This is a genomic window from Bradyrhizobium sp. AZCC 1588, from assembly GCF_036924735.1.
GTDB lineage: Bacteria > Pseudomonadota > Alphaproteobacteria > Rhizobiales > Xanthobacteraceae > Bradyrhizobium.
In genome coordinates this window covers 3,344,371-3,370,400 of record NZ_JAZHSC010000001.1, presented here as the reverse complement: position 1 = coordinate 3,370,400, position 26,030 = coordinate 3,344,371, and the positions used below count along the sequence as shown (strand labels likewise).

Annotated in this window: 21 protein-coding genes; 12 read left to right on the top strand and 9 right to left on the bottom strand. The window is 63.7% G+C overall.

Annotation, left to right across the window (positions count from 1 at the left end; all coding sequences use genetic code 11):
• Positions 1 to 122: 122 nt before the first annotated feature.
• The 3 genes from V1277_RS15730 to V1277_RS15720 all read right to left on the bottom strand — a co-directional run bounded on the left by V1277_RS15730 (position 123) and on the right by V1277_RS15720 (position 2,116).
• Positions 123 to 884, bottom strand: coding sequence for a polysaccharide biosynthesis/export family protein (locus V1277_RS15730; protein WP_334417109.1), 762 nt, complete (start codon positions 882 to 884; stop codon positions 123 to 125).
• Positions 885 to 1,018: 134 nt separating this feature from the next.
• Positions 1,019 to 1,675 (bottom strand): peptide-methionine (S)-S-oxide reductase MsrA, encoded by a 657-nt coding sequence (msrA, locus tag V1277_RS15725; protein ID WP_334417108.1) that lies wholly within the window; start codon positions 1,673 to 1,675, stop codon positions 1,019 to 1,021.
• 123 nt (positions 1,676 to 1,798) lie between these two features.
• Positions 1,799 to 2,116 (bottom strand): hypothetical protein, encoded by a 318-nt coding sequence (locus tag V1277_RS15720; protein ID WP_334371398.1) that lies wholly within the window; start codon positions 2,114 to 2,116, stop codon positions 1,799 to 1,801.
• Between the two features lie 372 nt (positions 2,117 to 2,488).
• Here V1277_RS15720 and rpsT point away from each other — a divergent pair, with 372 nt between their 5' ends.
• From rpsT to V1277_RS15675, 9 genes are all read left to right on the top strand, one after another.
• Complete coding sequence (gene rpsT / locus V1277_RS15715) at positions 2,489 to 2,755, top strand: 30S ribosomal protein S20 (RefSeq protein ID WP_334371399.1); 267 nt, start codon at positions 2,489 to 2,491, stop codon at positions 2,753 to 2,755.
• Positions 2,756 to 4,082: 1,327 nt separating this feature from the next.
• The gene (gene dnaA / locus V1277_RS15710) at positions 4,083 to 5,513 is read left to right on the top strand and encodes a chromosomal replication initiator protein DnaA (RefSeq protein WP_334417107.1); all 1,431 of its coding nucleotides are present in this window, start codon (positions 4,083 to 4,085) and stop codon (positions 5,511 to 5,513) included.
• Between the two features lie 328 nt (positions 5,514 to 5,841).
• Positions 5,842 to 6,960 (top strand): DNA polymerase III subunit beta, encoded by a 1,119-nt coding sequence (dnaN, locus tag V1277_RS15705; RefSeq protein WP_334417106.1) that lies wholly within the window; start codon positions 5,842 to 5,844, stop codon positions 6,958 to 6,960.
• Positions 6,961 to 7,109: 149 nt separating this feature from the next.
• Positions 7,110 to 7,415, top strand: coding sequence for an endonuclease domain-containing protein (locus V1277_RS15700; protein ID WP_442894579.1), 306 nt, complete (start codon positions 7,110 to 7,112; stop codon positions 7,413 to 7,415).
• 84 nt (positions 7,416 to 7,499) lie between these two features.
• Entirely contained in the window at positions 7,500 to 8,636 is a 1,137-nt protein-coding gene (gene recF, locus V1277_RS15695; RefSeq protein WP_334417105.1) for a DNA replication/repair protein RecF, read from the top strand.
• Between the two features lie 318 nt (positions 8,637 to 8,954).
• Positions 8,955 to 11,393 carry a DNA topoisomerase (ATP-hydrolyzing) subunit B gene (gene gyrB, locus V1277_RS15690; RefSeq protein ID WP_334417104.1) on the top strand — a complete coding sequence of 813 codons (2,439 nt, stop codon included), beginning with the start codon at positions 8,955 to 8,957 and terminating at the stop codon, positions 11,391 to 11,393.
• A gap of 14 nt (positions 11,394 to 11,407) precedes the next feature.
• Entirely contained in the window at positions 11,408 to 12,706 is a 1,299-nt protein-coding gene (gene murA, locus V1277_RS15685) for a UDP-N-acetylglucosamine 1-carboxyvinyltransferase (protein ID WP_334417103.1), read from the top strand.
• 179 nt (positions 12,707 to 12,885) lie between these two features.
• Entirely contained in the window at positions 12,886 to 14,298 is a 1,413-nt protein-coding gene (locus V1277_RS15680; RefSeq protein WP_334417102.1) for an MATE family efflux transporter, read from the top strand.
• A 199-nt stretch (positions 14,299 to 14,497) separates the two neighbouring features.
• Positions 14,498 to 15,868 (top strand): MmgE/PrpD family protein, encoded by a 1,371-nt coding sequence (locus V1277_RS15675; protein WP_334417101.1) that lies wholly within the window; start codon positions 14,498 to 14,500, stop codon positions 15,866 to 15,868.
• A 217-nt stretch (positions 15,869 to 16,085) separates the two neighbouring features.
• Here V1277_RS15675 and V1277_RS15670 read toward each other — a convergent pair whose 3' ends face one another.
• The 3 genes from V1277_RS15670 to V1277_RS15660 form a co-directional block, all read right to left on the bottom strand.
• Entirely contained in the window at positions 16,086 to 17,516 is a 1,431-nt protein-coding gene (locus V1277_RS15670) for a serine hydrolase domain-containing protein (protein WP_334417100.1), read from the bottom strand.
• Between the two features lie 148 nt (positions 17,517 to 17,664).
• A complete protein-coding gene (locus V1277_RS15665) occupies positions 17,665 to 18,729 on the bottom strand; it encodes a helix-turn-helix domain-containing protein (RefSeq protein WP_334417099.1) in 1,065 nt (354 codons plus the stop codon).
• 115 nt (positions 18,730 to 18,844) lie between these two features.
• Positions 18,845 to 18,997 carry a hypothetical protein gene (locus V1277_RS15660; RefSeq protein WP_334417098.1) on the bottom strand — a complete coding sequence of 51 codons (153 nt, stop codon included), beginning with the start codon at positions 18,995 to 18,997 and terminating at the stop codon, positions 18,845 to 18,847.
• Positions 18,998 to 19,200: 203 nt separating this feature from the next.
• Between V1277_RS15660 and V1277_RS15655 the strand changes: the two genes are divergently transcribed.
• The 3 genes from V1277_RS15655 (at position 19,201) to V1277_RS15645 (ending at position 22,057) form a co-directional block, all read left to right on the top strand.
• Positions 19,201 to 20,118 carry a pirin family protein gene (locus V1277_RS15655; protein ID WP_334417097.1) on the top strand — a complete coding sequence of 306 codons (918 nt, stop codon included), beginning with the start codon at positions 19,201 to 19,203 and terminating at the stop codon, positions 20,116 to 20,118.
• 69 nt (positions 20,119 to 20,187) lie between these two features.
• The gene (locus V1277_RS15650) at positions 20,188 to 21,102 is read left to right on the top strand and encodes a phosphoribosylaminoimidazolesuccinocarboxamide synthase (protein WP_334417096.1); all 915 of its coding nucleotides are present in this window, start codon (positions 20,188 to 20,190) and stop codon (positions 21,100 to 21,102) included.
• Positions 21,103 to 21,253: 151 nt separating this feature from the next.
• Entirely contained in the window at positions 21,254 to 22,057 is an 804-nt protein-coding gene (locus tag V1277_RS15645) for a crotonase/enoyl-CoA hydratase family protein (RefSeq protein WP_334417095.1), read from the top strand.
• A 29-nt stretch (positions 22,058 to 22,086) separates the two neighbouring features.
• Here the strand turns inward: V1277_RS15645 and V1277_RS15640 are convergent, their stop codons facing one another.
• The 3 genes from V1277_RS15640 to V1277_RS15630 all read right to left on the bottom strand — a co-directional run bounded on the left by V1277_RS15640 (position 22,087) and on the right by V1277_RS15630 (position 25,698).
• Positions 22,087 to 23,370, bottom strand: a complete 1,284-nt coding sequence (locus V1277_RS15640; RefSeq protein ID WP_334414870.1) for an IS4 family transposase — start codon at positions 23,368 to 23,370, stop codon at positions 22,087 to 22,089.
• Between the two features lie 318 nt (positions 23,371 to 23,688).
• Positions 23,689 to 25,185, bottom strand: a complete 1,497-nt coding sequence (locus V1277_RS15635; RefSeq protein WP_334417094.1) for an NAD-dependent succinate-semialdehyde dehydrogenase — start codon at positions 25,183 to 25,185, stop codon at positions 23,689 to 23,691.
• A 192-nt stretch (positions 25,186 to 25,377) separates the two neighbouring features.
• The gene (locus tag V1277_RS15630; RefSeq protein WP_334417093.1) at positions 25,378 to 25,698 is read right to left on the bottom strand and encodes a hypothetical protein; all 321 of its coding nucleotides are present in this window, start codon (positions 25,696 to 25,698) and stop codon (positions 25,378 to 25,380) included.
• Positions 25,699 to 26,030 lie beyond the last annotated feature (332 nt).

Sequence of the window (26,030 nt, the reverse complement as noted above, 5' to 3'; positions counted from 1 at the left end):
CGTCCGCGCTGACGCGAAACGGATGGTGAATTTTCTTGGTCAAATGCGAGGCATTTGCCTGACACAAATGCTCAGGAAACAAGCGCGGCCGAGATGACAATTCGATGGAATGGCTTGGCGATTTAGAACCAGCGCTCGCTGACCAGCACGGTGTCGCCGGGGCTGATCGGGCTGCCGGGCGGAACGACGAAGCGTGACGTGCCGGACGCATCGGTGTGGGTAACCGTGACGCTGTCGCGGCGGGCGCGCGGCGAAAAGCCGCCGGCGATCGCCACCGCGCTCTCGACTGTCATGTTGGGGACGTACGGATATTGCCCGGGTGCTGCGACCTCGCCGAGGATGAAGAACGGCCGATAGGCTTCGATCTCGACAGCGACCGATGGTTCCCTGATAAAGCCGGCGCGCAGTTTCGCTGAAATCTCCGCCGCCAGTCCCGCCGTGGTGCGGCCGCGCGCCCGAACCGAACCGATCAGCGGCATCGTGATCGCGCCGCCGGCGTCGATCGCGTAGGTGTTGGTCAGGCCCTCCTGGCCATAGACGACGACGCGCAGCTTGTCGCCGGCATCGAGATGATAGGCCGCGTCGTATCGCACGGGCGCGGGTTCGGCATAGGCGACAGGCGCGGCAACGACGGCGGATGCCGGTGCCGTGCGTGGCGCCGCGGCAAAGGCGGCGCGAAGCGCGCCAATGGCGCCGCCACCGGAATCGACCGCGACCGTCCGCGGCGGCGGACTGTTGGGCTGGCCATAGGCCATCTGGTCGAGATCGCCTTGCGGCGCGACCGCAACCGGCCCGGTTGTGCGCATGCAGCCCGACAGCGCGAGCGCGGTGATGATCGCAGTGATCGGTATTCGAAACGCGCGTACAACCCGCACCAGAGCCATCCCTCAAAGCGAGACAGCTCTAGTCTTGCACCAGGTATGGTTAATAAACGGTTTTTTGGAAGGTGGAGTGCGACAACGGCGCTCAAAGCTCCCTCTCCCCGTTCTTCGCGGGGAGAGGTTGAGAGAAGCAAGAATCAAGCACTCACGCCGACGCCGATCGGGCAGGACACGCCGGTGCCGCCTAGCCCGCAATAGCCCGCCGGGTTCTTGGCGAGATATTGCTGATGATAGTCCTCGGCGAAATAGAATTCGCCCGCCGGCGCGATCTCCGTGGTGATGGCGCCAAGGCCCTTCGCCGCCAGCGCCTTCTGGTACATAGCCTTCGACGCGTCGGCTGCTTGACGCTGCGCGTCCCCAAACGTGTAGATCGCCGAGCGATACTGGGTACCGACATCGTTGCCCTGGCGCATGCCCTGCGTCGGGTTGTGATTTTCCCAGAACGTCTTCAGGAGCTGCTCGTAGGTGATCATCTTCGGATCGAACACGACCAGCACCACTTCGGTGTGACCGGTGCGGCCCGAGCAAACCTCTTCATAGGTCGGATTGGGCGTATGCCCGCCAGCATAACCGACGGCGGTCGCATAGATGCCGTCGCCGAGCTCCCAGAACTTGCGCTCTGCGCCCCAGAAGCAGCCCAATCCAAAAACGGCCTGTTCGAGGCCCGCAGGATAGGGTGGCTGAAGCTTGCGGCCGTTGACGAAATGCGTGGTTGCGGTCGGTATCGGGGTGGCACGGCCCGGCAGCGCTTCGGCTGCGCTCGGCAACGCGGTGGTTTTGCGCATGAACAACATGGAGCACCTCCAGGCGGGACATCAGCGGACGCGACGACGGCATCGGCCGGTTGGACTTCTATATATGTCTTTACGCCTGTTACCGCAGCCCTGTTACTTGCCCCGAGGCGGGCGCCGGCCGGGTCAGTCCCGCGAATAGCCGATCAACGGCTTGCGGGGCCGGAACAGGATCATGAGCAGAATGCCGACCACGCCCAGCACGGCGAAAACCGGCTGGTCCAGCAGGACCTTCATGACACTGTCCCAGAGCCAGGGTGCGTTACCCTCGACCCAGGTCCGGAACGCAAGCTGGCTGGACTGATGGACGTCGTTCCAGAACTGGCCGAACCGGGTAAACCGCAGGGTCTGGTCGGCGACGAAACGGGCCCCGTCATAGACCATGAAGATGAATCCGCCGGCCAGAAGGAGCAGGCCGATAAGCCGGAAAAAACCGCGGATCATGCGTCACCTTATATCTGTCGCCCCCAAAGGCCGTCAGCCAATACCGGGGGCACCCCGGAAATTCAACCTCGTCAGCACCTTACGCGCCCCGTTCCGCCGCCTTTTCCGGCCTTTCGGGGAGGCCGGAAAGCGTTGACGGTGCAGGATGCGCCCTCTATAAGACCCCCAATGGCGGCGGGCGCAATCCCGCCGCCGCTGTTCTTTGAGCAGCGCCGCTTGCGGGAGCGTTTTGGCTTCCGTCCATGGCATCCTCAAGAACGGCTTAGGTTACGAACACCCTGGAAAATACAACCAGCGATCACGCAATTTGAACGGCCGGCGCGCTCAAGGGCCGACCACCCGAGCGATGACAGCCGAAGGATAGTTGAGAACATGGCCAATACGACTTCCGCCAAAAAGGCGACCCGCAAGATTGCCCGCCGCACCATCGTCAACAAGTCGCGTCGCACCCAGATGCGCGGCGCGGTCCGCACCGTCGAGGAAGCGATCAAGACCGGCGACCGCAATGCGGCGCTGGAAGCGATGAAGCGCGCGGAACCAGAACTGATGCAGGCGGCGCAGCGCAACATCATTCACAAGAACAATGCGAGCCGGAAGGTGTCGCGCCTGACGCATGCGATCGCCAAGCTCGCGAAGTGAACTGACAGAAATGAGTATTCGTCAAAAGCCCGGCGCCGCCGGGCTTTTTCTTTTTCTGCCACACCGGCGCATGAGCACGAGCCCGAAATTCATTTTCGTCCCGGACGTGCACCCTGTTGGATTTCGGACACACACCCAAGGCCGCGCGCACGATCGACCGTGACAATTCAATTGTCTCGTTGCTGAGCACCGGCTTGCGTGTCATATTTCGGGCACCCGTAGTTTTACGAGGTGCAACTTATTGCACCAGCGTTGCCGTGCGCATTTGCGAGAAGTGCGATCGCGGCGACTGACCCGATCGGGACAACACCCGCCTCCTCCGCCGGCATCGCTCGCGCGAGTTACCCTGCAAAAACAATTCCGAAAAGCTTCGTCTCGCTAATCACTTATCCACATAGCGAGGACAAGCGTTTTGAAAATTGGTCCCGGTAACCAAGATTGTAACGGTTTCTTAAAAAATTTTGCGCGTGCGGCGAAAATTGTCACGCTCGTTCGCGTCGCGGGATTCTCTGCGCTGATTCAAAAACTTGGTGTGGAGTGTCGCATTTGCAGTGTTGCAACAAAGCCGAAGAGTCACGCGACATCGTCGAATCACGGATTGTCAGAAATCACGCTTGGTGTATTTGTTACTCGTTCGCGACGCTCAAGGCTCTCCTGACCAGCGCGGTTTGAGACCCAAGAGCGGACGTGCAAATCGGCGGCGGTGTGCGCGTTAGCGACGCTTTCCAAGCGAAGCTGAGTTGGTAACTCATAGCAATATGAGGACGGTTGTTCTGTGTCTAAATTTCCCGGCGTGGCGCTCACGTTTGAAGCGCGCTCCGGACAAGGGGAATAAGATGCTTGCCGACCATGCAGCGATTGGGAACGCGGAGCTCGTGAACGTGTTGAAGACGACAGACTGAGGTACGCGGCGGACGCGGCGGTCGAACAAGCGGATGTTCGGTAGCGGCAGACTGGCTTTGAAACACTGGTGATCTGGTTACTCGTCGCGCGCTTTCGCGACGAGAGGGGGAGGTACTATGCTTTACGGAATCAACGCGACATTCGGCACGCTTATTTCCATCGAGACCGCTTCAGAATTCCTGAACAACGTATTTGGCAGTCCCCCTACGCGAGCTCCACACCGAGCGTCGAGTACGCGCTGACCTCGCGGCAGCCTTCCACTCCATCCAGCCTTTGATCTGTGCGACGGCGATTCCGCCGAACGTTAGATCTGTGTCTGGTGGTTGAAGCGCCGCGCCGAGGTCACGTCTGGCAGGAGACCTGCAAGGCTACCGCCAGCCGATTTCACAAGACACCATTACTCATTCAGAAAAGTTCTCAGGCAATGACAAATATGGAACAGGATCGCTGGTCGCGCGTGAAGGGGCGGTTGCGGACGAGTGTGGGCGAGGACGTCTACACGAGCTGGTTTGCGCGCATGGACCTCGAAGGCGTGCAGGACGAAAGCGTCCATCTGTCGGTGCCGACCCGCTTCCTCAAGAGCTGGATCCAGGCGCATTACGCCGACCGTGTCCTGACCTGCTGGCAGGCCGAGATGCCGGAAGTCCACCGGATCGACCTCACCGTGCGCACGGCGATGCGATCCGCCGCGCCCGTCAAGGAACCGACCGCGCCGGCCGATCAACGCCGTATCGAGCAGACCAATGGCCGGCCCGCGCCTGAATTGCGCGCGACCGCCACTGCGCCGGTGTCCGCCAGCCATGATGCGCTCGGCGGCTCGCCGCTCGACCCGCGCCTGACCTTTGCAAGTTTTGTAATCGGTCGGTCGAATACCCTCGCCCATGCGGCGGCGCGCCAGGTTGCAGAAGGCCGCCGCGGCGATCCCGTGATGTTCAACCCGCTCTACATTCACGCCGGCGTCGGCCTCGGCAAAACCCATTTGCTGCAGGCCGTGACGTGGGCCGGCAATTCGGGGAATGAGCGCAAGGTGCTCTATCTCACCGCCGAGAAATTCATGTACGGCTTTGTCGCTGCGCTGAAGACGCAGACGGCGCTGGCGTTCAAGGAGGCGCTGCGCGGCATCGACGTGCTCGTGATCGATGACCTGCAGTTCCTGCAGGGCAAGTCGACCCAGGCCGAGTTCTGCCACACGCTGAACGCGCTGATCGATGCCGGACGTCAGGTGGTGATCGCCGCCGACCGCCCGCCGTCTGATCTCGAAAGCCTCGACGACCGCGTGCGCTCGCGGCTGGCCGGCGGCCTCGTCGTCGAGATGGGCTCGCTCGGCGAAGAGCTGCGGCTCGGCATCCTGAAATCGCGCGTGGCGGCTGCGCGCGCGCATCATGCGAGCTTCGATGTGCCGGAGGCAGTGTTGGACTATCTGGCGCGCACCATCACCCACAACGGTCGCGATCTCGAAGGCGCCATCAACCGCCTGCTCGCCCATTCCAAGCTCAACGCCCAGCCGGTGACGCTGGAAATGGCCGAGCGCGAAGTGCGCGACCTGATCCGTCCGCAGGAACCGAAGCGGATCAAGATCGAGGACATCCAGCGGGTTGTCGCCCGGCAGTACAATGTCAGCCGTTCGGATCTCTTGTCGTCGCGGCGGACCGCGAACGTGGTTCGCCCGCGCCAGGTGGCGATGTATCTGGCAAAGACGCTGACGCTGCGCTCGCTGCCCGAGATCGGCCGGCGGTTCGGCGGTCGCGACCACACCACGGTGCTGCACGCCGTGCGCAAGATAGAGGCACTGGTGGCCCGGGATATCGCGCTGTCCGAAGAGGTCGAGTCTCTGAAGCGGCAATTGCAGGAATAGCGGCTAGCCGGAACAGGATCTGGCTCCTCCCCAGCCTCTCCCGCCCTGATCCAATCGAAGTCGGATTTATCCGACTTCGATAATTATAATGCCCAACTCGGGTAAGCTCGAGTTGGGTGGGCGGGAGAATTTTTTTCTGCGACCATTTTTCGCCGCAAAAGTGGGGGAACGGCGGCCTGCTCCCTTGCACCGGCGCCCCATCCGCGCCACCTTGCGGTCCCCCCGGGGGTTTGATCAAATCCGGTCATGATCCGGCTTTTCGGGTTTCCAATGCCGCGGCGCTGCCTTGACGGGCCGCCCGGCTTTTCCATCTCTGGCGGATATTGCAATGAAGGTCACCGTCGAACGCGCGCAACTGCTGAAATCGCTGGGTCACGTCCATCGCGTGGTCGAGCGCCGCAACACCATCCCGATCCTCGGCAATGTGCTGGTCCGCGCCGAAAACGCCAGGCTGTCGCTGAAGGCGACGGACCTCGACCTCGAGGTGACCGAAACGCTGGCGGCGGAGACCGGAACCGCCGGCTCCACCACCGTGCCGGCGCATATGTTCTATGACATCGTCCGCAAACTGCCCGACGGCGCGCAGATCGTGCTGGAGGCCGACGGCGACCGTTCGGTGATGGCCATCCGCGCCGGCCGCTCGCGCTTCACCCTGCAGACCCTGCCCGAAAGCGATTTCCCCGATCTCGCCGCCGGCGAGATGACGCATTCGTTCTCGCTCACGGCTGCCGGCGTCAAGCGCCTGATCGACCGTACGCAGTTTGCGATCTCGACCGAAGAGACCCGCTATTACCTCAACGGCATCTACCTGCACACGGCCGGCAGCGCCAAGGCCGCGACGCTGCGCGGGGTTGCGACCGACGGACATCGGCTGGCGCAGATCGATCTGGAGCTGCCCTCCGGCGCCACCGGCATGCCCGGGGTGATCGTGCCGCGCAAAACGGTGGGCGAGGTGCTGCGGCTGATCGAGGACAATGAAGCCGAAGTCAAAATCGAACTGTCGCAGGGCAAAATCCGCTTCACCCTCGGCAATGTGGTGCTGACCTCAAAGCTGATCGATGGAACCTTCCCGGATTATGGCCGCGTCATTCCGCAGAACAATGACAAGGAACTGATCGTCGACAAGAAGGATTTCGAGGCGGCGGTAGATCGCGTCTCGACCATTTCGAGCGAGCGCGGCAGGGCCGTAAAGCTGGCGCTGTCCGCCGGCAAACTCGTGCTGTCGGTGACCAATCCGGATTCCGGCAGCGCCACCGAAGAACTCGAAGTCGAATACGCCTCCGACGCGCTCGATATCGGCTTCAACTCGCGCTACCTGCTCGACATCGCCGCCCAGATCGAAGGCGAAGTCGCCGTGCTCCGCCTCGCCGACCCCGGCTCGCCGACCCTGGTGCAGGACAAGGACAACAAGGGCGCACTCTACGTGCTGATGCCGATGCGGGTGTGACTGCGCCTCGCGAAACGGACACCGACCTTCCCTCTCCCCTTGTGGGAGAGGGTGGCGCCGAACGAAGTTCGGCGACGGGTGAGGGGTTCGCGCCGCATACACCAAGCCATAGGCCTGTCGCCAAGCGCATCCGCAGCTTCGCCAAGAAGATGCGTCACGAGCCCACCGATGCGGAATTAGCCATTTGGCGGCTGCTTCGCGACCGGCGCCTCGCACGTTTCAAATTTCGACGGCAAGTTCCGTTCGGAAACTTTATTCTCGATTTTGTCTGTTTCGAGAAGCGGCTGGTCATCGAAGTCGATGGAAGTCAGCACGCATCATCGACACGTGACGAAGCGAGGGAAGCGGTGTTGATCGCTGAAGGATTTCGAATTGCGCGCTACTGGAACAATGACGTGCTGCAACAACCCTCTGCCGTGTTGGAGGACATTTTCGTGAAGCTCGCCGAGCGGTAAGAACCCCTCACCCGTCGCCTCACTTCGTGAGGCGCCCCCCTCTCCCACAAGGGGAGAGGGGAAGAAAGACCGACCTGACTCATCATGACCCCCTCCCGCATCCATCGCCTGTCGCTCACGCACTTCCGCAATTATCGCGCGGCGACCGTGCAGGTGCGCGGCGATATGGTGGTGCTGGTGGGGCCGAACGGCGCCGGCAAGACCAATTGCCTGGAGGCGATCTCGTTTCTGTCGCCGGGACGCGGCCTGCGGCGCGCGACGCTGGAGGATGTCGCCGACAATCAGGGCGACGGCTCCTGGGCGGTGTCGGCCGAGGTCGAGGGCGCGCTGGGGCTTGCCACGCTCGGCACCGGCATCGATGCGCCGGGAACAGAGGCCTCGTCCAGCCGGCGCTGCCGGATCGACCGCGAGCCGGTGGGTTCGGCGGCCGCGTTTGGCGATCATTTGCGCATGGTGTGGCTGACGCCGGCGATGGATGGCCTGTTCCTTGGCGCGGCCTCGGAGCGGAGGCGCTTCTTCGACCGCCTGGTGCTGGCGATCGACAGCGAGCATTCCAGTCGCGTTTCCGCGCTGGAGCGCTCGCTGCGTTCGCGCAACCGCCTGCTCGAAGTGCGCAATTATGACGACCATTGGTGCGACGCGATCGAGCGCGAAACTGCCGAGCTGGCGGTTGCGGTTGCCGCCACGCGCGGCCAGACCGTGACGAGACTGGCGGCGATGCTGCGTGAACGTGGCGCAGCTTCGGCCTTTCCGTCGGCGCAGATCATGCTCGACGGCTGGATGGAGAATGCGCTGGTCAATGAATCTGCAACCGCCGTGGAGGATCGCTACCGCGAGATCCTGCGCGCCAGCCGCGCCCGCGACGCCGCCGCCGGCCGCACACTGGATGGTCCCCATCTCACGGACTTGCAGGTGATCTACGCGCCAAAAAACATGCCGGCGCGCGACGCCTCCACCGGCGAGCAGAAGGCGCTGCTGATCGGGCTGGTGCTGGCCCATGCCACGCTGGTCGCCGAGATGACCGGGATCGTACCGCTACTGCTGCTCGACGAAGTCGTCGCACATCTTGATCCCGTCAGGCGCAAGGCGCTGTTCGATGAACTCGCAAAGCTCGGCGCACAAGTCTGGATGACCGGCGCAGATCCGGCAGCGTTCGTCGATATCGGAACGACCGGCGCGATTTTTGACGTCGAGTCTGGTCGGGTGAGCCGCCGCGCCTAAAGGCTGTTCAACGCCTCTTACCCTCTGATGCCTGCCCGCCGAGCAAGCGCTCAAATCGCCTGCCGCACTGCCATTTCCCATCGCGCGGCGTCCAAAAATCCGGCGATCGAGGGCGCAGAAGCAGCCCTCGAATCGCGCTTTTCGGGGCCTCCAGAATCGGCCCTTGGAGACCTTGAAAAAGGGTAAAAAACCACCATTTATTCAACAGCTTGCACACAGAGAGATTGCGCTAGGCGCGGGTGCCTGTTTCATGGCACAAATAGATCAATCAGCGCCTCATATTGCGCAGCTGATTCGGGACATCCTCGAAGGCCTCACATGACAGAACCTGCCCGGCGGACCCCTGCCGATACTGAGCATCCCATTCCCGTTGAATATGGTGCGGAATCGATCCGGGTGTTGAAGGGCCTCGATGCCGTTCGCAAGCGGCCGGGCATGTATATCGGCGACACCGATGACGGTTCCGGCCTGCATCACATGGTCTACGAGGTCGTCGACAACGCGATCGACGAAGCGCTCGCGGGCCATGCGACGCGCGTCGACGTGGTCCTCAACGCGGACAATTCCGTGACCGTGCGCGACGACGGCCGCGGCATTCCCGTCGATATCCACAAGGGTGAAGGCATTTCCGCTGCCGAGGTCATCATGACCCAGCTCCACGCCGGCGGTAAGTTCGACCAGAATTCCTACAAGGTATCGGGCGGACTGCACGGCGTCGGCGTCTCCGTCGTCAACGCGCTGTCGAGCTCGCTGAAGCTCAGGGTCTGGCGCGACGACAAGGAGCATTTCGTCGAGTTCGCCCACGGCGACGCGCTGGCACCTTTGAAGGTGGTCGGCGAGGCCGAAGGCAAGCGCGGCACCGAGGTCACCTTCCTCGCCTCGGGCGAAACCTTCAAGAACATCGAGTATGATTTCGCGACGCTGGAGCACAGGCTGCGCGAGCTCGCGTTCCTCAATTCCGGCGTTCACATCATCCTCTCCGACATGCGTCACGCGGTCGAGAAGCGAGAGGAGATGTATTACAGCGGCGGCGTCGAGGAGTTCGTCAAATATCTCGACCGCAACAAGAAGGCGATCGTCCCCGCCCCGATCATGGTGCGGTCGGAATCCAACGGCATCGGCGTCGAGGCGGCGCTGTGGTGGAACGACAGCTACCATGAGAACGTTCTGTGCTTCACCAACAACATCCCACAGCGTGACGGTGGCACCCATCTCGCCGGTTTCCGCGGCGCGCTGACACGCCAGGTCAACGGCTATGCCGACGCCAACGCGAAGAAGGAAAAGATCGCGCTGACCGGCGATGATTGCCGCGAAGGCCTCACCGCCGTGCTGTCGGTGAAGGTGCCGGACCCGAAGTTTTCGTCGCAGACCAAGGACAAGCTGGTGTCCTCGGAAGTGCGTCCGGTGGTCGAGAACGTCATCAACGAGGCGCTGGCGGCGTGGTTCGAGGAGCACCCGGCTGAGGCCAAGGTCATCGTCGGCAAGGTGATCCAGGCGGCCGCCGCGCGCGAAGCCGCCCGCAAGGCGCGCGAACTGACGCGCAAGAGCCCGCTCAGCGTTTCCTCGCTGCCCGGCAAGCTCGCCGACTGCCAGGAGAAGGATCCGGCCAAGTCCGAACTGTTCATCGTCGAGGGCGACTCGGCCGGCGGCAGCGCCAAGCAGGGCCGCAACCGCGAATTCCAGGCGGTGCTGCCGCTGCGCGGCAAGATCCTCAATGTCGAGCGCGTCCGCACCGACAAGATGCTGTCGAGCGAGCAGATCGGCACGCTGATCACCGCGCTCGGCACCGGCATCAGCGACGACTTCTCCGCCGACAAACTGCGCTATCACAAGATCATCGTGATGACGGACGCCGACGTCGACGGCGCCCACATCCGCACGCTGCTCTTGACCTTCTTCTACCGGCAGATGCGCGAACTGATCGACCGCGGCCACCTCTATATCGCGCAGCCGCCGCTCTACAAGGTGACGCGCGGCAAATCCGAGCAGTACCTGAAGGACGAGCGCGCGCTGGAGGATTATCTGATCGCGACCGGACTCGATGACTGCGTCTTCAAGCCGGCGTCGGGTTCGGAACGCGGCGGACGCGACCTGCTGTCGCTGGTGGAGGACGCCCGTATCATCCGCGGCATCCTGAACAATCTGCACAGCCGTTATAACCGCAAGGTGGTCGAGCAAGCCGCGATCGCGGGCGTGCTCAATCCGAGGATCACCGGCGACATCGCCACCGCCAATGCCGCCGCCGGCTACATCGCCAGGCGTCTCGATGCGCTGGCCGACGAGGTCGAGCGCGGCTGGATCGGCCGTTTCACCGAAGGCGAAGGTTTCTTCTTCGAGCGCACCATCCGCGGCGTCAAGGATGTCGCCATCATCGACGACGCCCTGCTCGGCTCCGCCGACGCCCGCAAGCTCGACGACTATGCCGTGAGACTTCAGGAGGCCTATCCGAACCCGACCGGGGTGTTGCGCCGAAAGGATACGGAAACCGCCGTTTATGGACCGGTCAGCCTATTCGAGGCGATAACCGACGCCGGTCGCAAGGGCGTGGCGTTACAGCGCTACAAAGGTCTCGGCGAGATGAACCCTGACCAGCTCTGGGAAACCACGCTCGATACCAACGAACGCTCGCTGCTGCAGGTGAAGATCAAGGAGGTCGACGAGGCCGACGACATCTTCACCAAGCTGATGGGCGACGTCGTCGAACCGCGCCGCGAATTCATCCAGGATAATTCGCTCAGCGCCAATGTCGACGTGTGAGGCAGGACGCGTCCATGCCGCCCATTCAGTACATCGTTGAAGGCGGCCACCGGCTGGCGGGAACAATCGAGCCATCCGGCAACAAGAATTCTGCGCTGCCGATTATCGCCGCCGCCCTGCTCACCGAGCATCCGGTCACGCTGGAAAACGTGCCGCGCATCCGCGACACCGAAACGCTGGTCGAATTGATCCGCTCGGTCGGCGCTTCAGCCGAATGGCAGGCGCGCAACCGACTTGCGATCCACGCCAAGGAGGTCCGCGCCGCCGATCTCGATCCTGAACTTTGCGCGCGGATCCGCGCCTCGATCCTGCTGGCCGGGCCACTATTGGCCCGCTGCGGCGAGGTGGCGCTGCCGCCGCCCGGCGGCGACGTCATCGGACGCCGTCGTCTCGATACGCATTTTCTCGCCTTCGAGCAGTTAGGCGCCACCGTCACCGCCACACACCGCCTGGAATTCCGCGCCTCCCGCCTCGAGGGTGCCGACGTCTTTCTCGACGAGCCGAGCGTCACCGCAACCGAAAACGCACTTGTCGCAGCCGTCGCCGCTCACGGCACCACATACTTGCGCAACGCGGCCTCCGAGCCGCATGTGCAGGACCTCGCGCATTTCCTCGTGGCGCTCGGCGCCAAGATCGAGGGCATCGGCACCAACACCATCATCGTGCACGGCCCGGCGACGCTTGGCGGCGCAAGCTATTCGATCCAGCCCGACCATATCGAAGTCGGCTCGCTGATCGGACTTGCCGCGGTGACGCGCTCGCCGCTGCGCATCGCCAAGGCCGGCGTCGAGCATCTGCGCTCCATCCGGATGGGCTTTGAACGGCTCGGCATCGTCTGCGGCGTCGAGGGCGACGATCTCGTGGTGCCCTCAGGGCAGACCATGAAGATCCATGACGATTTCGGCGGCCATGTGCCGAAGCTGGAAGACCAGCCGTGGCCGGCCTTCCCGGCCGACCTGATGTCAATTGCGATCGTGACCGCGACGCAATGCGACGGCGTGATCCTGATGTTCGAAAAAATGTTCGAGTCGCGGATGTTCTTCGTCGACAAGCTGATCTCGATGGGCGCCCGCATCGTACTGTGCGACCCGCATCGCGCGATCGTGGCCGGCCCGAGCCGGCTGCGCGGCGCGCCGATGACCTCCCCCGACATCCGCGCCGGCATGGCGATGCTGCTGGCGGCGGTCGCGGCCGAAGGCACCTCAACGATCAACAACGCCGACCAGATCGAGCGCGGCTATGAGCGCATCGAGGAGCGGCTCAATACGCTGGGCGCGCGAATCACCCGAGTTCCGGCACGCGACAGCCACTAGAGCCTTTTCGGTTCTGATTGAATCAGAACCGGGCTCTAGATTCTTGTTTTGACGCGTTTTCTTGACGCGAACCGGTGTCCACCCCGGATCAAGTCCGGGGCACGCTTTCGCTGGAAAACGCTCTAGGCTGCGGACGCCGGCGTCACTTTTTCGACCCTCGCCGGTGTTAGTCTGTTGCAATGACCTCGCTCGATAAAATTGAACGCGCAGCGATTGCGCCGCCCGCCTCTGCGGCCGTGCCCGGCCGTCACCTCGCGATTGAGCTTGCCGAGACGCTAAAACTCGCGGTGCCGATCGCGCTGACCCAGCTCGGGCAGATCGCGATGATGACGACCGACATTGCCCTGATCGGCCGGCTCGGCAGCGAGGCCATGGCTGCGGCCGCGCTGGCGCATACCGTCTTCTTTGTCAGCTTCACCTTCGGCATGGGACTGGTGTCTGCCGTAGCACCCTTGGCGGCGCAGGCATTTGGCGCACGCAATCCGCATTTGATCCGGCGGTCGCTCCGCGTTGGCATGTGGGCTGCATTCCTGATGTCGCTGCCGATGATGGCGCTGTCGTTCTACGGCGAGCCGATCCTGTTGATGCTGGGGCAGGCTCCGACGGCTGCGCGCCTTGCGCAAGAATATCTGCTCGGCCTGGCCTGGAGCGTCTTGCCCGCGCTGTGGTTCATGGCGATTCGCGGCTTCATGAGCGCGGTCAACAGGCCCGAGCCGATCCTGTGGATCACGCTCGCCGCGATCCCGGCCAATGCACTACTGGTCTATCTCTTGCTGTATGGTGCCTTCGGCCTGCCGCAGCTTGGCCTGTTCGGCGCGGGATTGGCGACCTCTATCGTCAATCTCGGCACGTTCCTGGCGGGCCTGTGGTTTGCCGCACGGCGCCGCCCGTTCCGAAAATTTCAGATACTCGACCATTTCTGGCGCGTCGACTGGAAGCTGATGCGGCAGCTCGTTGTGATCGGTGCGCCGATCTCCCTCTCCTTCTTGCTCGAATACGGCTTGTTCGGCGCTGCGGGTCTGCTGATGGGCATCATCAGCACCACCGCGCTGGCGGCGCATCAGATCGCGCTGCAGGTCGCGGCCATCCTGTTCATGGTGCCGTTCGGCATCGGCATGGCCGCCACCGTGCGGGTCGGTCATGCCGTCGGTCGCGGCGACGCCGGCGCGGTGCGGCGGGCCGGCTACGTCGCGACCTGGCTCGGCATCGTACTGGCGGCGATTCTGACGCTCGCGGTGGTGATCAGCCGCTTTGGCATTGCGGAGATTTTTCTCGGCGAGAGCACCGACGCGACGGCCGAACTCTCGGCAACGCTGCTGCTGGTCGGATCGACCTTCTTCATCGCCGACGCCATCCAGACGATTGCCGCCGGCTCGCTGCGCGGCATGAACGACACGCGCGTGCCGCTATTGTTCGCGATCCTCAGCTACTGGCTGATCGGTTTCGCATGTGCCTGCTGGCTCGGCTTCTGGACGTCGCTGGGCGCTGTCGGCGTGTGGAGCGGGCTCTCGGTCGGGACCGCGGTTTACTGCGTGCTTCTGCTGTTGCGCTTCCGGCTGCTGGCGAGCAAGCCGCAGCGACGGCGAGCCTGACCGCGAGCGCCAATTGCGTCTTCCGCGCCGGGAGCGCACCAAGCATGCGTTTTGCGAAGGCCATCATGCGCCGCGCTCCGGAATCTGCACACCGCGCCTGTGCTAGACGACGTCAAGCACGGCTGGTGCCCGCGACGGGAGGCGGCTTGAAAGGTCAAGTCGGCCCGCCTACCCTTATCAGGCAGAACGAGGAAACACGATGGCCCACGAAACCGCAACGCTCGCAGCCTATGTCGCCGACCTCAAATTTGGAGATATTCCGCCCGAGGTGCTGGAGCGCGCCAAGGTGCTGACACTGGATTTCCTCGGGAGTGCGATCCGGGCGCGGCGCGATGCGGAATCCACGCCCTCGCTGCTGAAGATGCTGGAAGCGCTGGCGCTGGACGGCAAGGGCGAGGCCACCGTGTTCGGCGATGCGAAGACGTGGACGCCCGCGATCGCCGCGCTGCTTAACGGCGCGCTCGGCCATTCCCTCGATTTCGACGACACGCATGCCGACTCCTCGCTGCACCCGAGCGCACCCGTGGTGCCGGCGGCGTTTGCGGTTGGCGAAATGGTCGGCGCATCCGGGCGCGACGTGCTGACTGCGATCGTGGCCGGCTATGAAGTGTGCTGCCGACTCGGCAACGCGCTCGATCCGACCTCGCATTATGCGCGCGGCTTTCATCCGACCGCGACAGCGGGAACCTATGGCGCGGCAGCCGCGGCGGGGAAGCTGTTCGGCCTCTCGAAGGACCAGATCATCTCAGCCTTCGGCGTTTCCGGCAGCCAGGCCGCTGGCTCGCTGCAGTTCCTCGTCAACGGCGCCTGGAACAAGCGCTATCAGGTCGGCGCCGCCGCGATGAACGGTGTGATTGCCGCGACCCTGGCACGCAACAATTTTGTCGGCTCGACCGAGTCGGTCGAGGGCAAGCATGGCCTGCTCGTCGGCTACAGCGACGACGCTCATCCCGACAAGGCGACAGCCGGCCTCGGCACGACCTATGAAACGCTGCGGATCGGCGTGAAGCCTTATCCGAGCTGCCGCTATACCCATGCCGCGCTGGATGCGCTGATCGCGATGCGCAGGGAGCACAATCTGACGCCGAATCAGATCAAGCGGGTCGAGATTGGCCTGCACCGCAACGGCATCACGCTGACCGGCGATGCCGCCACCAAGCGGCATCCGACCTCGATCGTCGGTGGGCAATTCTCGATGTTCTTCACCGGCGCGCTGGCGCTCGACCAGGGCCGTTTCGGCTGGGATGATTACGAGCGGCTCGGCGATGCCGCCGTCAATGCGCTCGCGGATAAATTCGACGTGGTGCAGGACGATCGCCTCGAGATCGGCCGCACCCATCCCTTCGGCGCGCGCGTCTCGATCACCACCGACGATGGCATGCATGAGCGGCTCTATGCCGATCCCTCCGGCGAGCCGGATACGTTTCCGGACGCGCAGGCGATGCAGCAGAAATTCCTCACGCTCGCGCGCCCCGTGCTGAACGGCCGCGCCGACCAGCTCGCCGACGCGATCCTGTCGCTGGAGCGGTTCGACCGCGTCGAGAAGGCCACGCAGTTGGGACGGCAGTAGCGGAGCTAGCTTCAGCGTCGGCGGTGTTACCCTCCCCTGGAGGGGTCCGAGACGAGCAAAGCTCGCTCGTGGGTCGACGCGCGTGAAACGCGCGGCGGGGTGGGGTGACGGTCTCTCCACGTCCAACAGTGCCCGAGCGGAGAGAGCACCCCACCCCGTCACGAATCTCGCTTCGCTCGATTCGTGCCGACCCCCCCTCCAGGGGAGGGTAAGCGCCTCAATCCCCTCTCGCCACCTTCCCCTTGCCACCAATTGCCGCGACCACATCTCGCACGAGATCGAACACGCCGTCGGCTTCAGGCGGCCAATTCGGCGAGCGCCCGAGCCGGACGATCACCAGCCGTTCGGAGGGCACCACGATCACATATTGCCCGAGCGTGCCCTTGGCGTAGAACGCATCGCGCTGCCAGCCGCGCTCGGTGCGGTAGGTTGCGCCAAAACTGTCGCCGAGATTGGTCCAGAAGCCCGCGCCCTGGCCGACCCAGGCGTTCGGCGTCGGCGTCGCCGTATATTTCACCCAGCCTTCGGGGAGGATGCGTTTTCCACCGGCCATGCCGTCATCGAGATAGAGCTGGCCGAAGCGCGCCCAGTCGCGCGCACTCGCCAGCAACTGGCTCGATCCTTCCGCATTGCCCGAGGCGTCGAATTCAAGCGTCACTTTGCGCATGCCGAGCGGCGCGAACAACTCCTGCCGCGCGAAGTCAATCATATGGGCCGCGCTGCCGCCGGTGGCCTGGCGGATCAGATGCGCGAGGATGATGGTGTTGCCGTCATGGTAGTTCCATGCCGCGCCCGGCGCTGACTCCAGCGGCCTGCTCACGGCGTAGGCCGCCATGTCAGGCTCCATGAACTTCATGCGATTGACCGGCTCGAGCGCGGACGCCAGCGAGGCCTGCAGCGAACTGCCGAGCTTTAGCCCCGCGGTGTGCCGCAGCAGATGATCGAGCGTGATGGCGCGCCTTGGATCACCAGGCTTTTGCCACGCGGCGATCGGCACCGGCTCATGCAGCTTCAGCTCGCGCTTGCGCATGAGGATGCCGGCGAGCGCCGATATGACCGACTTGGTGGCGGAGAAGCCAAGCAGCGGCGTGTCGATGCCGATGCCTTGGGCATAGCGTTCGGCAATGATACGGCCATCCTTCAGGATCACCATAGCGCGGGTGTTGCGCGGCGCCGACTTGTCCGGCTCGGCGAAGGCGCGGTCGAGTGCGAGAGCAAGTTGCGGCGTCTGCGGTTCGACAATGGCACGGCCAGCGATGTCGGGCAGCAGCGCCGGTTCGGTCTCCGACGGCGGCAACACAATCTCGGCCACGGCACCATCATGATCGAGATAACAGCCCAGACCTTCGCCGCGGTAGACGGCGTGGCTCCCGCCCATGCCGAACAGCGTCACGGTGACGTCCTTGCGCGCGCGGTCGAGGCGATAGTCGAGCGCCCAGGCGATCAGGCCGGCGCCCGGCATCGCGGACGTGGTCTCGGCGAATACCCGCGCCGGGTCGAGGCCGGAGACGAAGGTCTCGGTGCAGAGCACGCTGGCGACGAAGCCGGTCGCGACCTTCGGCACGTCGCGGGCACGGGCAAGTGAGAGCGCGAGCGGACTGATCGCCGTGGCGGCGGTGAGGATGAGGATGAGATTTCGTCTGGTCACGGAGCCTCCGGCATGACGCATCAGCGCGTGCCGGGGACGTTGATGAGGCCCGCCACCGGCCGCTCGCCGGATTTGGAATGCGCGCTGGCCGAATGCTCAATCGCCTCGCCGATTCTGCAATTACACAGCAGTAACAATATGATGCGGGCTAGACCATGGTCGCCTTGAGCCGGCGATATTCGGTCGGCGTAACGCCGGTGATGGCCTTGAAGGCGCGGTTGAACGGGCCGAGCGACTGGAAGCCGGCGTCCATCGCGATCGTAATCACGGGCACCTCGGCCTGGCTCGGATCGGCGAGCGCCGCCTTGGCTTCGGCGATCCGGTGCTCATTGAGAAAGACATTGAAATTGCGGTAGCCGAGCCGCTGGTTGATCAGCCGCCGCAGCCGGTATTCGGGAATGGCGAGTTTGGTCGCCAGCGTGCCGATGGTGACGTTGTCGTGCCGATAGATGCGCTCGTCGGCCATCAGCCGCATCAGTGCATCGATGAGTTTTTGATCGGCGGTGCTGGCTTCGACGACGGCTGCCGTCTCGATTGGATCCGGCTCGACGACCGCTGCGGCCGGAAACAGATCGGCGCCTTCGACACGCATCATCGCAATCGCGATGGCCGCGACCACGGCGGCGAGCATCGCCGAATTCAACGTATTGGCAATCTCCATGGAGCCGCTACCGGACAGTGATATCTGCAGCACCGCATTCAGCCCGCCATACAGTACCGCCGCGCTGACGATGACGACGCGGACGCGGCGGCGGCCCTCGACCAGATCGGCTGGCCAGGACGCGATGGTCTGCGCGACGGCTAGCACGATAAAGCCGAGCGCGAGAATGTTGACCGCGATGATGGAAAACTGCACGCCGGATGCGGGCGCCAGCCACATGCAGTTGACGAAGCTGAAAGCCGCGACCGCCGCCCAGACCAGCGCGTGCCACCAGCGCAGTTTGAACGCCTCCTCAAACAGCGCGCGCGTAAACAGCCAGAACACCACGGCATTGCCGGTCGACAGCGCGATCACAGGCGCGAGCGCCGGAGCTACCTTCGATGTCACACCGATCGAAGAGGTCACCGCATGCGCCGCCGACCCCACTGCAAAGGCCACAGCGAGCCGTCCGGCAAGCACCGTTCCAAATCCGCGAAACAGCGATGCCGCCAGCACCAGGAGCAGCGCCACGATGGCGCCGCGCAGGGCGATGTCGAAGGTGGATAGCAGCATCGGATGATCCGTTCGAGCGGGTCATCCCCGCGCGGTCAATCTAGCGGGAATCGTTTTGTGGTTCAATTTCGACTGGGTCTACCCCTTCCAGCGAGCGCGCGACGTCACCCAGCGCTCATTGATCTTGCCGGATATCGGGATCGGACAGCATCGCCGTATTCGCGGCAATGTCACCGCTGCGCCATGGCCGCAGGATCAGGCGGGTGGTCTCGATGATGGGACCATCGACCTTCAGCAATTTTGCGCCGGGCTTGAGCGGAGGGATCATCGGTTCATTATCCTCTACGTCGTCCCTGCGAACGCAGGGACCCATAACCACCGCTGTCGATTGTTGGAGACGATATCTGCCATTGCTGCCAAACGATAGGACACGGGGTATGGGTCCCTGCGTTCGCAGAGACGACATGCTGAGGCATTTGAACGCAATCCCGCAATTCCTGCTATAATCGCCGTAAACCTGAAGGAGTCCCCATGAGCTGGCAACCGTCCAACGATCCCGTGCTCGGCGATCCCAAAAGCTGCGACGCGCTCGACCTCATCATCGTGCCGCGCACCCGCGATCTCGGCGACGGGTTTGCGGTGCGGCGCGCGCTGCCGCATGGCAAGCGGCAGATGGTCGGACCGTTCATCTTCTTCGATCATTTCGGTCCCGTGCAGTTCATGGCCGGCAAAGGCATGGACGTGCGGCCACATCCGCATATCGGGCTCGCCACCGTCACCTATCTGTTCGACGGCTCGATCATGCACCGCGACAGCGAGGGCAACATCCAGGAGATCCAGCCCGGCGCGATGAACCTGATGACGGCAGGCCGCGGCATCGCGCATTCGGAGCGCACGCCCGACGTCCCGCGCCGCGATGGCCAGAAGATGCTCGGCCTGCAAAGCTGGATCGCGCTGCCGGCGGGCTCCGAAGAGATCGCGCCATCATTCCAGCATTACGCGGCCGAAGCGCTGCCGACCGTGAGGGAGAGCGGGTTCACCGCGCGCATTATCGCAGGCCACGGCTTTGGCGTGAAATCGCCGGTCAGCATGGTCTCGCCCTGGTTCTATACCGAAGTGACGGCGCAGGCCGGCACCAGCGTCCCGCTCGACCCTGACCATGAGGAGCGTGCGATCTACCTCGTCGACGGCGAAGTCGAGATCGCGAACGAGCGCTACGAGGGGCCGCGCCTCCTGATCTTCCGACCCGGCGACCGCATCACGGTGAAGGCGGTCACGCCGGTGCGGATGATGTTTCTTGGCGGCGACGCGCTGGAAGGCCCGCGGCATATCTGGTGGAATTTCGTTTCCTCCAGCAAGGAGCGGATCGAGCAGGCCAAGCAGGATTGGAAAACCGGCCGGTTTGCCGCCGTTCCGCAAGAACATGAGTTCATTCCGCTGCCGGAGTGAGCTATTGCTCCGCTTTCTCATTTGCCGCCTCGCGCTTGCACGAGGCCGCCTGTTCGAAAGCCTGACCAGATGAACGCGATGCTCGCCAGCGACTTGCCCCTGCCCCGGATCGGCCGCGGCAAGGTGCGCGATATCTATGCCGTCGGCAGCGACTGCGTGCTGCTGCTGACCACCGACCGCATCAGCGCGTTTGACGTGGTGATGGCGGAAACCATCCCGATGAAGGGCGCGGTGCTGACGCAGATCAGCGCGTGGTGGTTCCGCCAGCTCGAAGGCGTGGTGCCGCATCACATGATCAGCGCCGACGCCGACGAAATCATCCGCAAGGTGCCTGGCCTGAAGGACCATCGCGCCGACATCCTCGGGCGCGCGATGCTGTGCCGGCGCACCACCGTGTTTCCGGTCGAATGCGTGATCCGCGGCTATATCTCCGGCTCCGCCTGGAAGGAGTACGCGACCTCCGGCACGCTTGCGGGCGAGGAACTGGCGGAAGGCCTGCTCGAAAGCGGCAAGCTCGAGCCGCCGATCTTCAGCCCGGCGACCAAGGCCGAGACCGGCCATGACGAGAACATCACCATCGCGCGCATGCGCGAGATCGTGGGCAGCGACGTTGCCGAGAAGCTCGAGAGCATGGCACGCACGGTCTATAATTTCGGCGAACGGATCGCCCGCCACCAGGGCATCATCATCGCCGACACCAAGTTCGAATTCGGCCGCGCGGCGGACGGCCGCGTCATCCTGATCGACGAGGTGATGACGCCGGACAGTTCGCGGTTCTGGGCCGCCGACGTCTACAAGCCCGGCCGGCCGCAGCCCTCTTTCGACAAGCAGCCGCTGCGTGACTATCTCGACGCCGAGCGCCATGCCGGCCGCTGGAACGGCGACGCCCCGCCACCTCCGCTGCCCGACAGCGTGGTGGAGGCGACGAGCAAGCGCTATCTCGAAGCATACCGGCGCGTGACGGGGGATGAGTTGGAGGTTTAGACCGTCAACCGCGACCTCGCCCATTCTCATGCTGTCGTCGCCCGGTCAAGCCGGGCGATGACCATTGTGGAAGATGGCGGCCTTACCGTCATTGCATCACCCTCACCTCCAATGCCAAGCTTCCAGGAAATAATATCCAGGGAGTGCCTCAATGACCGAAGTCGATTCCGTGCTCGTCGAGCGTGATGGTCCGGTGACCATCGTTTCCATCAACCGTCCGCATTGCCGCAACGCCGTCGACGGCGCGACCGCGCGGAAACTCTACGACGCGTTTCTTGCTTTCGATGTCGACGAGAGCGCGTCGGTTGCGGTGTTCACCGGCACCGGCGGCTATTTCTGCGCCGGCGCCGATCTGAAGGCGGTGGCGGCGGGCGATCCGAACAAGAGGCGGGAACTCGGCGGCCACGATTCGATCGCGCCGATGGGGCCGAGCCGGTTGCGGCTGTCGAAGCCGGTGATTGCCGCGGTCGAAGGCTTTGCGGTGGCCGGCGGCATGGAGCTGGCGCTATGGGCCGACATGCGCGTGGTAGCGGAAGACGCGACCTTCGGCATCTTCTGCCGCCGGTTCGGCGTGCCATTGATCGATCTCGGCACCATTCGGCTACCGCGGCTGATCGGGCACTCGCAGGCGATCGACTTGATCCTCACCGGCCGGCCGGTCGGCGCGCAGGAGGCGCTGCGCATGGGGCTGGCCAATCGCGTCGTTGGCCGCGGCGAGGCAGCCGCACAGGCGATTGCGCTGGCACAGGAGATCGCGCGCTTCCCGCAAAAATGCCTGCGCGCCGATCGGCTGTCGGCGCTGCGGCAATGGGATCTTGCGGAGGAGGAAGCGATCGCCAACGAAATGCGCGGCGGGCTCGCGGTGATCGCGTCAGGCGAAACGCTGTCGGGCGCGACGCGGTTTGCTTCCGGCGTGGGACGTCATGGCGCGTTTGCGAGTAACGCGAGCGACTAGCTGTCGTCCCTGCGAACGCACTAGGGTTTCTACGCATTTTCGAGGGCTCTGCCAGCGACGATGATTTGGAAGCGAGCCATTCCGTTGTGGAAGGTGATTGGTCCGGGTGGCCGATGCGAGGCGTAGCCGGTCCATCCGCCGAGCTTGGCGATGATCCATGCCGCCCACTGAAGAGTGTAGGGGTGATGCGGGTTCTTCTGAAGCTCGGTCCTGCCTTTCATGGTTCTGTTGATGGCGGCAAGTGTTTCGATTTCTTCTGGCGTGAAGGCGCATTTGACCGGCAATTGTCCACCACCATTGCGGGCCTGAACGAGCTGAATGACGATACATGCTGCTTTAGTGGCGATCGCCACGAGCTTGATCAGGGCTTCGGCGCTTTCGAGCTGACTGTCCTCGATACGCAGACCCTGGTTCTTCAGCGAGCGAAACAACTGTTCGATGATCCAGCGCTGCTTGTACCAGGAGACGATCCGCCAGGCATCGGCCGCATTGGCGATCGAATGAGTGGTCAAGAGCAGCCAATGAACGGGCTCAGCCCCCTTCGGGGGGTGCAACTCGACGACTTCCACGAAGCTGACTTCGACACGCTCCGGCAGGTCCTTCACGCCGGGGCGCGCCGGCCGCTTGAGCACGATGGTTCCGAAGCGCAGCGAGAGGTGGGCTTGGCGACCGCGACGATCCATCCGCTGCGGCAGATCGATCACCGCCTTGTTGCAGAAGCGGGCTCGCTCCACCGCTTGATAAAGTGTTCTGCCGTCGGCCAGCGCATGATCATGCATGGCCCGCGTCAGCAGGTGGACGTTGTCGCCGGGCGTCAACGCCCAGTGCGCAAAGAACTCCCCCTCACGGTCATTGATGACAGTGATCATGCGCGCTGCAGCCAAAACCTCGCAGCCCTGCTCGGCCGTCGTCACCCAGCGCGCCGATTCCTTGTTGGCCAACTCACGCTCGTCGTGAGGGGTCTTAACCGTGCCCCTGCGCGTCCACACCTTGCCGCCGGTGAGGCCGAGGCAGGCCCCGCTGTCGGCATCGACCGCCATCATGGCATGCAGCAACACGCCGCGGGCATTGCCTTTGCCGACTTTGCCCAGTCTACGCCGACGTCCCTGCCGCGTTTGAAACTTGACCTCGCTGGTGTCCTGGATCGCCAGCACATGACGCCCGCTGACCACGGTCGCCGTCTGCCTGCTCCAGCCTTCAATCAGTTGATCGGTCGTGACTTGCGGATTGTTCACGAACCGCCAGTACGCCATGTACGCGGCCCAGTCACCCTGCGCCATCTGGCGCAAGCAGACGCTGCGCGTGCAAAGCATAGCCTGAACAAACGCCGCCCCCTTTTATCGAGGCGAACGTCGCCAAACTCGCCAAGTGATAAATCCGGCTCTCGCTGCATCTCCGACGCTCCTTCGAATCAAAGCGTCAGAAACAGAATCATACAAACCGCAAAGCGGGATAACATCATGACGCACCGAGTCAATCTGTCGCGCCAGACGTGTAGAAACCCTAGTGCGAACGCAGGGACCCATAACCACAAATGTCCGTTGTTAAGGTCGCTGTGGCTTCAGCTTCTTTCGAAACTGAAGTCGGTGGTTATGGGTCCCCGCATGCGCGGGGACGACGAGAGAGTTTGGCTACACCCCGGCCATCATCACGTATTTGATCTCGACATATTCCTCCATGCCGTGATGCGAGCCTTCGCGCCCCAAGCCGGACTCCTTGACGCCGCCGAAGGGCGCGACTTCGGTGGTAATGAGCCCGGTGTTGACGCCGACCATGCCTGACTCCAGCGCTTCGGCGACGCGCCAGACGCGGCCGAGATCGCGGGAATAGAAGTAGGAGGCGAGGCCGAACGGCGAGGCGTTGCACATCGCGATCACGTCGGCTTCATCCTTGAAGCGGAATACCGGCGCCAGCGGCCCAAAAGTTTCTTCATGCGCGACCAGCGCGTCCGGCTTCACATTCGAAAGCACCGTCGGCTCGAAGAAGCTGCCGCCGAGCGCATGGCGCTTGCCGCCGGTGATGATCTTCGCGCCGCCCTTCACCGCATTCTCGATGTGCTTCTCGACCTTGAGCACCGCGTCCATGTTGATCAGGGGACCCTGCACCACGCCTTGCTCCGTGCCGTCGCCGATCTTCATCGCCGCGACCTTCTTGGAAAGCTTCTCGACGAACGCGTCGTAGATCTTGTCCTGGGCGTAGAGGCGGTTGGCGCAGACGCAGGTCTGGCCCATGTTGCGGTATTTCGAGATCATCGCGCCCTCGACCGCGGCATCGATATCGGCATCATCGAACACCACGAACGGCGCGTTGCCGCCGAGCTCGAGGCCGAGCTTCTTCACGCCGACGGCGGCCTGCTGGTAGAGGATCTTGCCGACCTCGGTGGAGCCGGTGAAGCCGACGAAGCGTACCGCGGGATGCTCGCACAGCACCTTGCCGATCGCTGACGAATTGCCGGTGAGGATGTTGAACACGCCCTTCGGCACGCCGGCCTTTTCGGCGAGCGCGACCAACGCCAGCGCGGTCAGCGGGGTTTCATTGGCGGGCTTGAGCACCACGGTGCAGCCGGCGGCGAGCGCCGGCGAGACTTTCCGCGTGATCATCGAACACGGGAAATTCCACGGCGTGATCGCGCCGCAGACGCCGATCGGCTGCTTGATGGCGAGCAGACGTGCATCCGGCCGCTGGGTCGGAATGGTTTCGCCATAGACGCGGCGGGCTTCTTCGGCGAAGAATTCGACATAGGCGCCGCCGATATCGACTTCGCCGAGCGCTTCCGCCAGCGGCTTGCCTTGTTCCGACGTGAGGATCAGCGCGAGATCCTCGCGGTTCGCCGCGATCAGCTCGAACCACTTTCGCAAAATGTTGGAGCGCTGTTTGGCGGTGAGCTTGGCCCAGGCGGGGAATGCGCGCTCGGCGGCTTCGACGGCTTGCGTCGCTTCGGCCGTGCTGAACGCCGGGACTTTTGCGAGTTCGACACCGTTGACCGGATTGGTGACCGGGCGCGACGGCGTGCCGACCCAGGCGCCGTCGATGTAGCAGCGGTCGCGCAGCAGCGAGGAATCTTTCAGGCGGTCATGCAGCGAGGGTGTGGTGGTTTTTGAAGCGCGTGCGGCAACGGGCGGGTTCATGGCGTACTCCTCGGATTTTCTTGAAGGATTGGTCCGAGTATAGGCCCAAACCAGCGCCGATGCACCGGCGCCAGACGCGGGTCTGCTTCAAGCAATTTTGAGCCCGGCCGTCATTCCGGGGCGCGAAGCGAACCCGGAATCTCGAGATTCCGGGTTCGATGCTTTCGCATCGCCCCGGAATGACGGGGCTAATCACGCCGCGCCGCTCATATAGGTTTCGCGGCGGCCGATCATGCGCTGCGCGGCCGCCTTGGCGTCGGCTTTCGAGGAGGTCGCGCAGGTCCGGTATTCGAGATCGGGCAATTTGGCCGTATCGCGGCGGCCGAACCAGGATTTGGAGCCAACCGCAAGTTGCGCCAGCGCCTGGGCGACGTTGTCGACCGCCTCGAACGAGTGCAGCGCGCCGGTACCGGCGTAGCGGACTTCGTAGATTCCGGGCGAGATCGGCGCCTCGATATTTTCGCCACGCCCGGGACGGGGATAGCGTTTCCATTCACTCCAGGTCGAAATCATTGCGCACCTTTGCACAAGCGGAAAAATGACAACCATTTTGGTTAATTTGACCCCAGCCAACGCGCTGGCGTTTGTGCTGGAAACTGAACGCCTTACTGAAAAAGATCGGCGAAGGGAATCGCAGGCCTAATCACGTTATCGTGGATGGTTAAACCGGTCACCGCCATTGCCCTGCGTCCCCCGCAGAATGCGGCGATGTGTTGCCGTTTTGTGCCGCCAGCCCGGCGCGCCTGCTGCCCACCCTCCTTGCTTATCACGAGATCGCGACATCGGCGGCGGCGTCCGCCGAGCGCTTGCGGGATCACGCGGCCGGGAGGAAGATCGCGCCACTC

What these genes read in the sequence shown, in the direction of transcription:
- V1277_RS15645 (WP_334417095.1), top strand. Translation starts at nt 21,254, where the DNA reads ATGACCGAAGTCGATTCCGTGCTCGTCGAGCGTGATGGTCCGGTGACC.
- murA (WP_334417103.1), top strand. Translation starts at nt 11,408, where the DNA reads ATGCCGCCCATTCAGTACATCGTTGAAGGCGGCCACCGGCTGGCGGGA.
- rpsT (WP_334371399.1), top strand. Translation starts at nt 2,489, where the DNA reads ATGGCCAATACGACTTCCGCCAAAAAGGCGACCCGCAAGATTGCCCGC.
- dnaN (WP_334417106.1), top strand. Translation starts at nt 5,842, where the DNA reads ATGAAGGTCACCGTCGAACGCGCGCAACTGCTGAAATCGCTGGGTCAC.
- V1277_RS15730 (WP_334417109.1), bottom strand. Translation starts at nt 884, where the DNA reads ATGGCTCTGGTGCGGGTTGTACGCGCGTTTCGAATACCGATCACTGCG.
- V1277_RS15700 (WP_442894579.1), top strand. Translation starts at nt 7,110, where the DNA reads ATGCGTCACGAGCCCACCGATGCGGAATTAGCCATTTGGCGGCTGCTT.
- V1277_RS15680 (WP_334417102.1), top strand. Translation starts at nt 12,886, where the DNA reads ATGACCTCGCTCGATAAAATTGAACGCGCAGCGATTGCGCCGCCCGCC.
- V1277_RS15665 (WP_334417099.1), bottom strand. Translation starts at nt 18,729, where the DNA reads ATGCTGCTATCCACCTTCGACATCGCCCTGCGCGGCGCCATCGTGGCG.
- V1277_RS15720 (WP_334371398.1), bottom strand. Translation starts at nt 2,116, where the DNA reads ATGATCCGCGGTTTTTTCCGGCTTATCGGCCTGCTCCTTCTGGCCGGC.
- V1277_RS15635 (WP_334417094.1), bottom strand. Translation starts at nt 25,185, where the DNA reads ATGAACCCGCCCGTTGCCGCACGCGCTTCAAAAACCACCACACCCTCG.
- recF (WP_334417105.1), top strand. Translation starts at nt 7,500, where the DNA reads ATGACCCCCTCCCGCATCCATCGCCTGTCGCTCACGCACTTCCGCAAT.
- V1277_RS15640 (WP_334414870.1), bottom strand. Translation starts at nt 23,370, where the DNA reads ATGCTTTGCACGCGCAGCGTCTGCTTGCGCCAGATGGCGCAGGGTGAC.
- V1277_RS15675 (WP_334417101.1), top strand. Translation starts at nt 14,498, where the DNA reads ATGGCCCACGAAACCGCAACGCTCGCAGCCTATGTCGCCGACCTCAAA.
- V1277_RS15655 (WP_334417097.1), top strand. Translation starts at nt 19,201, where the DNA reads ATGAGCTGGCAACCGTCCAACGATCCCGTGCTCGGCGATCCCAAAAGC.
- V1277_RS15650 (WP_334417096.1), top strand. Translation starts at nt 20,188, where the DNA reads ATGAACGCGATGCTCGCCAGCGACTTGCCCCTGCCCCGGATCGGCCGC.
- dnaA (WP_334417107.1), top strand. Translation starts at nt 4,083, where the DNA reads ATGACAAATATGGAACAGGATCGCTGGTCGCGCGTGAAGGGGCGGTTG.
- V1277_RS15630 (WP_334417093.1), bottom strand. Translation starts at nt 25,698, where the DNA reads ATGATTTCGACCTGGAGTGAATGGAAACGCTATCCCCGTCCCGGGCGT.
- gyrB (WP_334417104.1), top strand. Translation starts at nt 8,955, where the DNA reads ATGACAGAACCTGCCCGGCGGACCCCTGCCGATACTGAGCATCCCATT.
- V1277_RS15660 (WP_334417098.1), bottom strand. Translation starts at nt 18,997, where the DNA reads ATGATCCCTCCGCTCAAGCCCGGCGCAAAATTGCTGAAGGTCGATGGT.
- msrA (WP_334417108.1), bottom strand. Translation starts at nt 1,675, where the DNA reads ATGTTGTTCATGCGCAAAACCACCGCGTTGCCGAGCGCAGCCGAAGCG.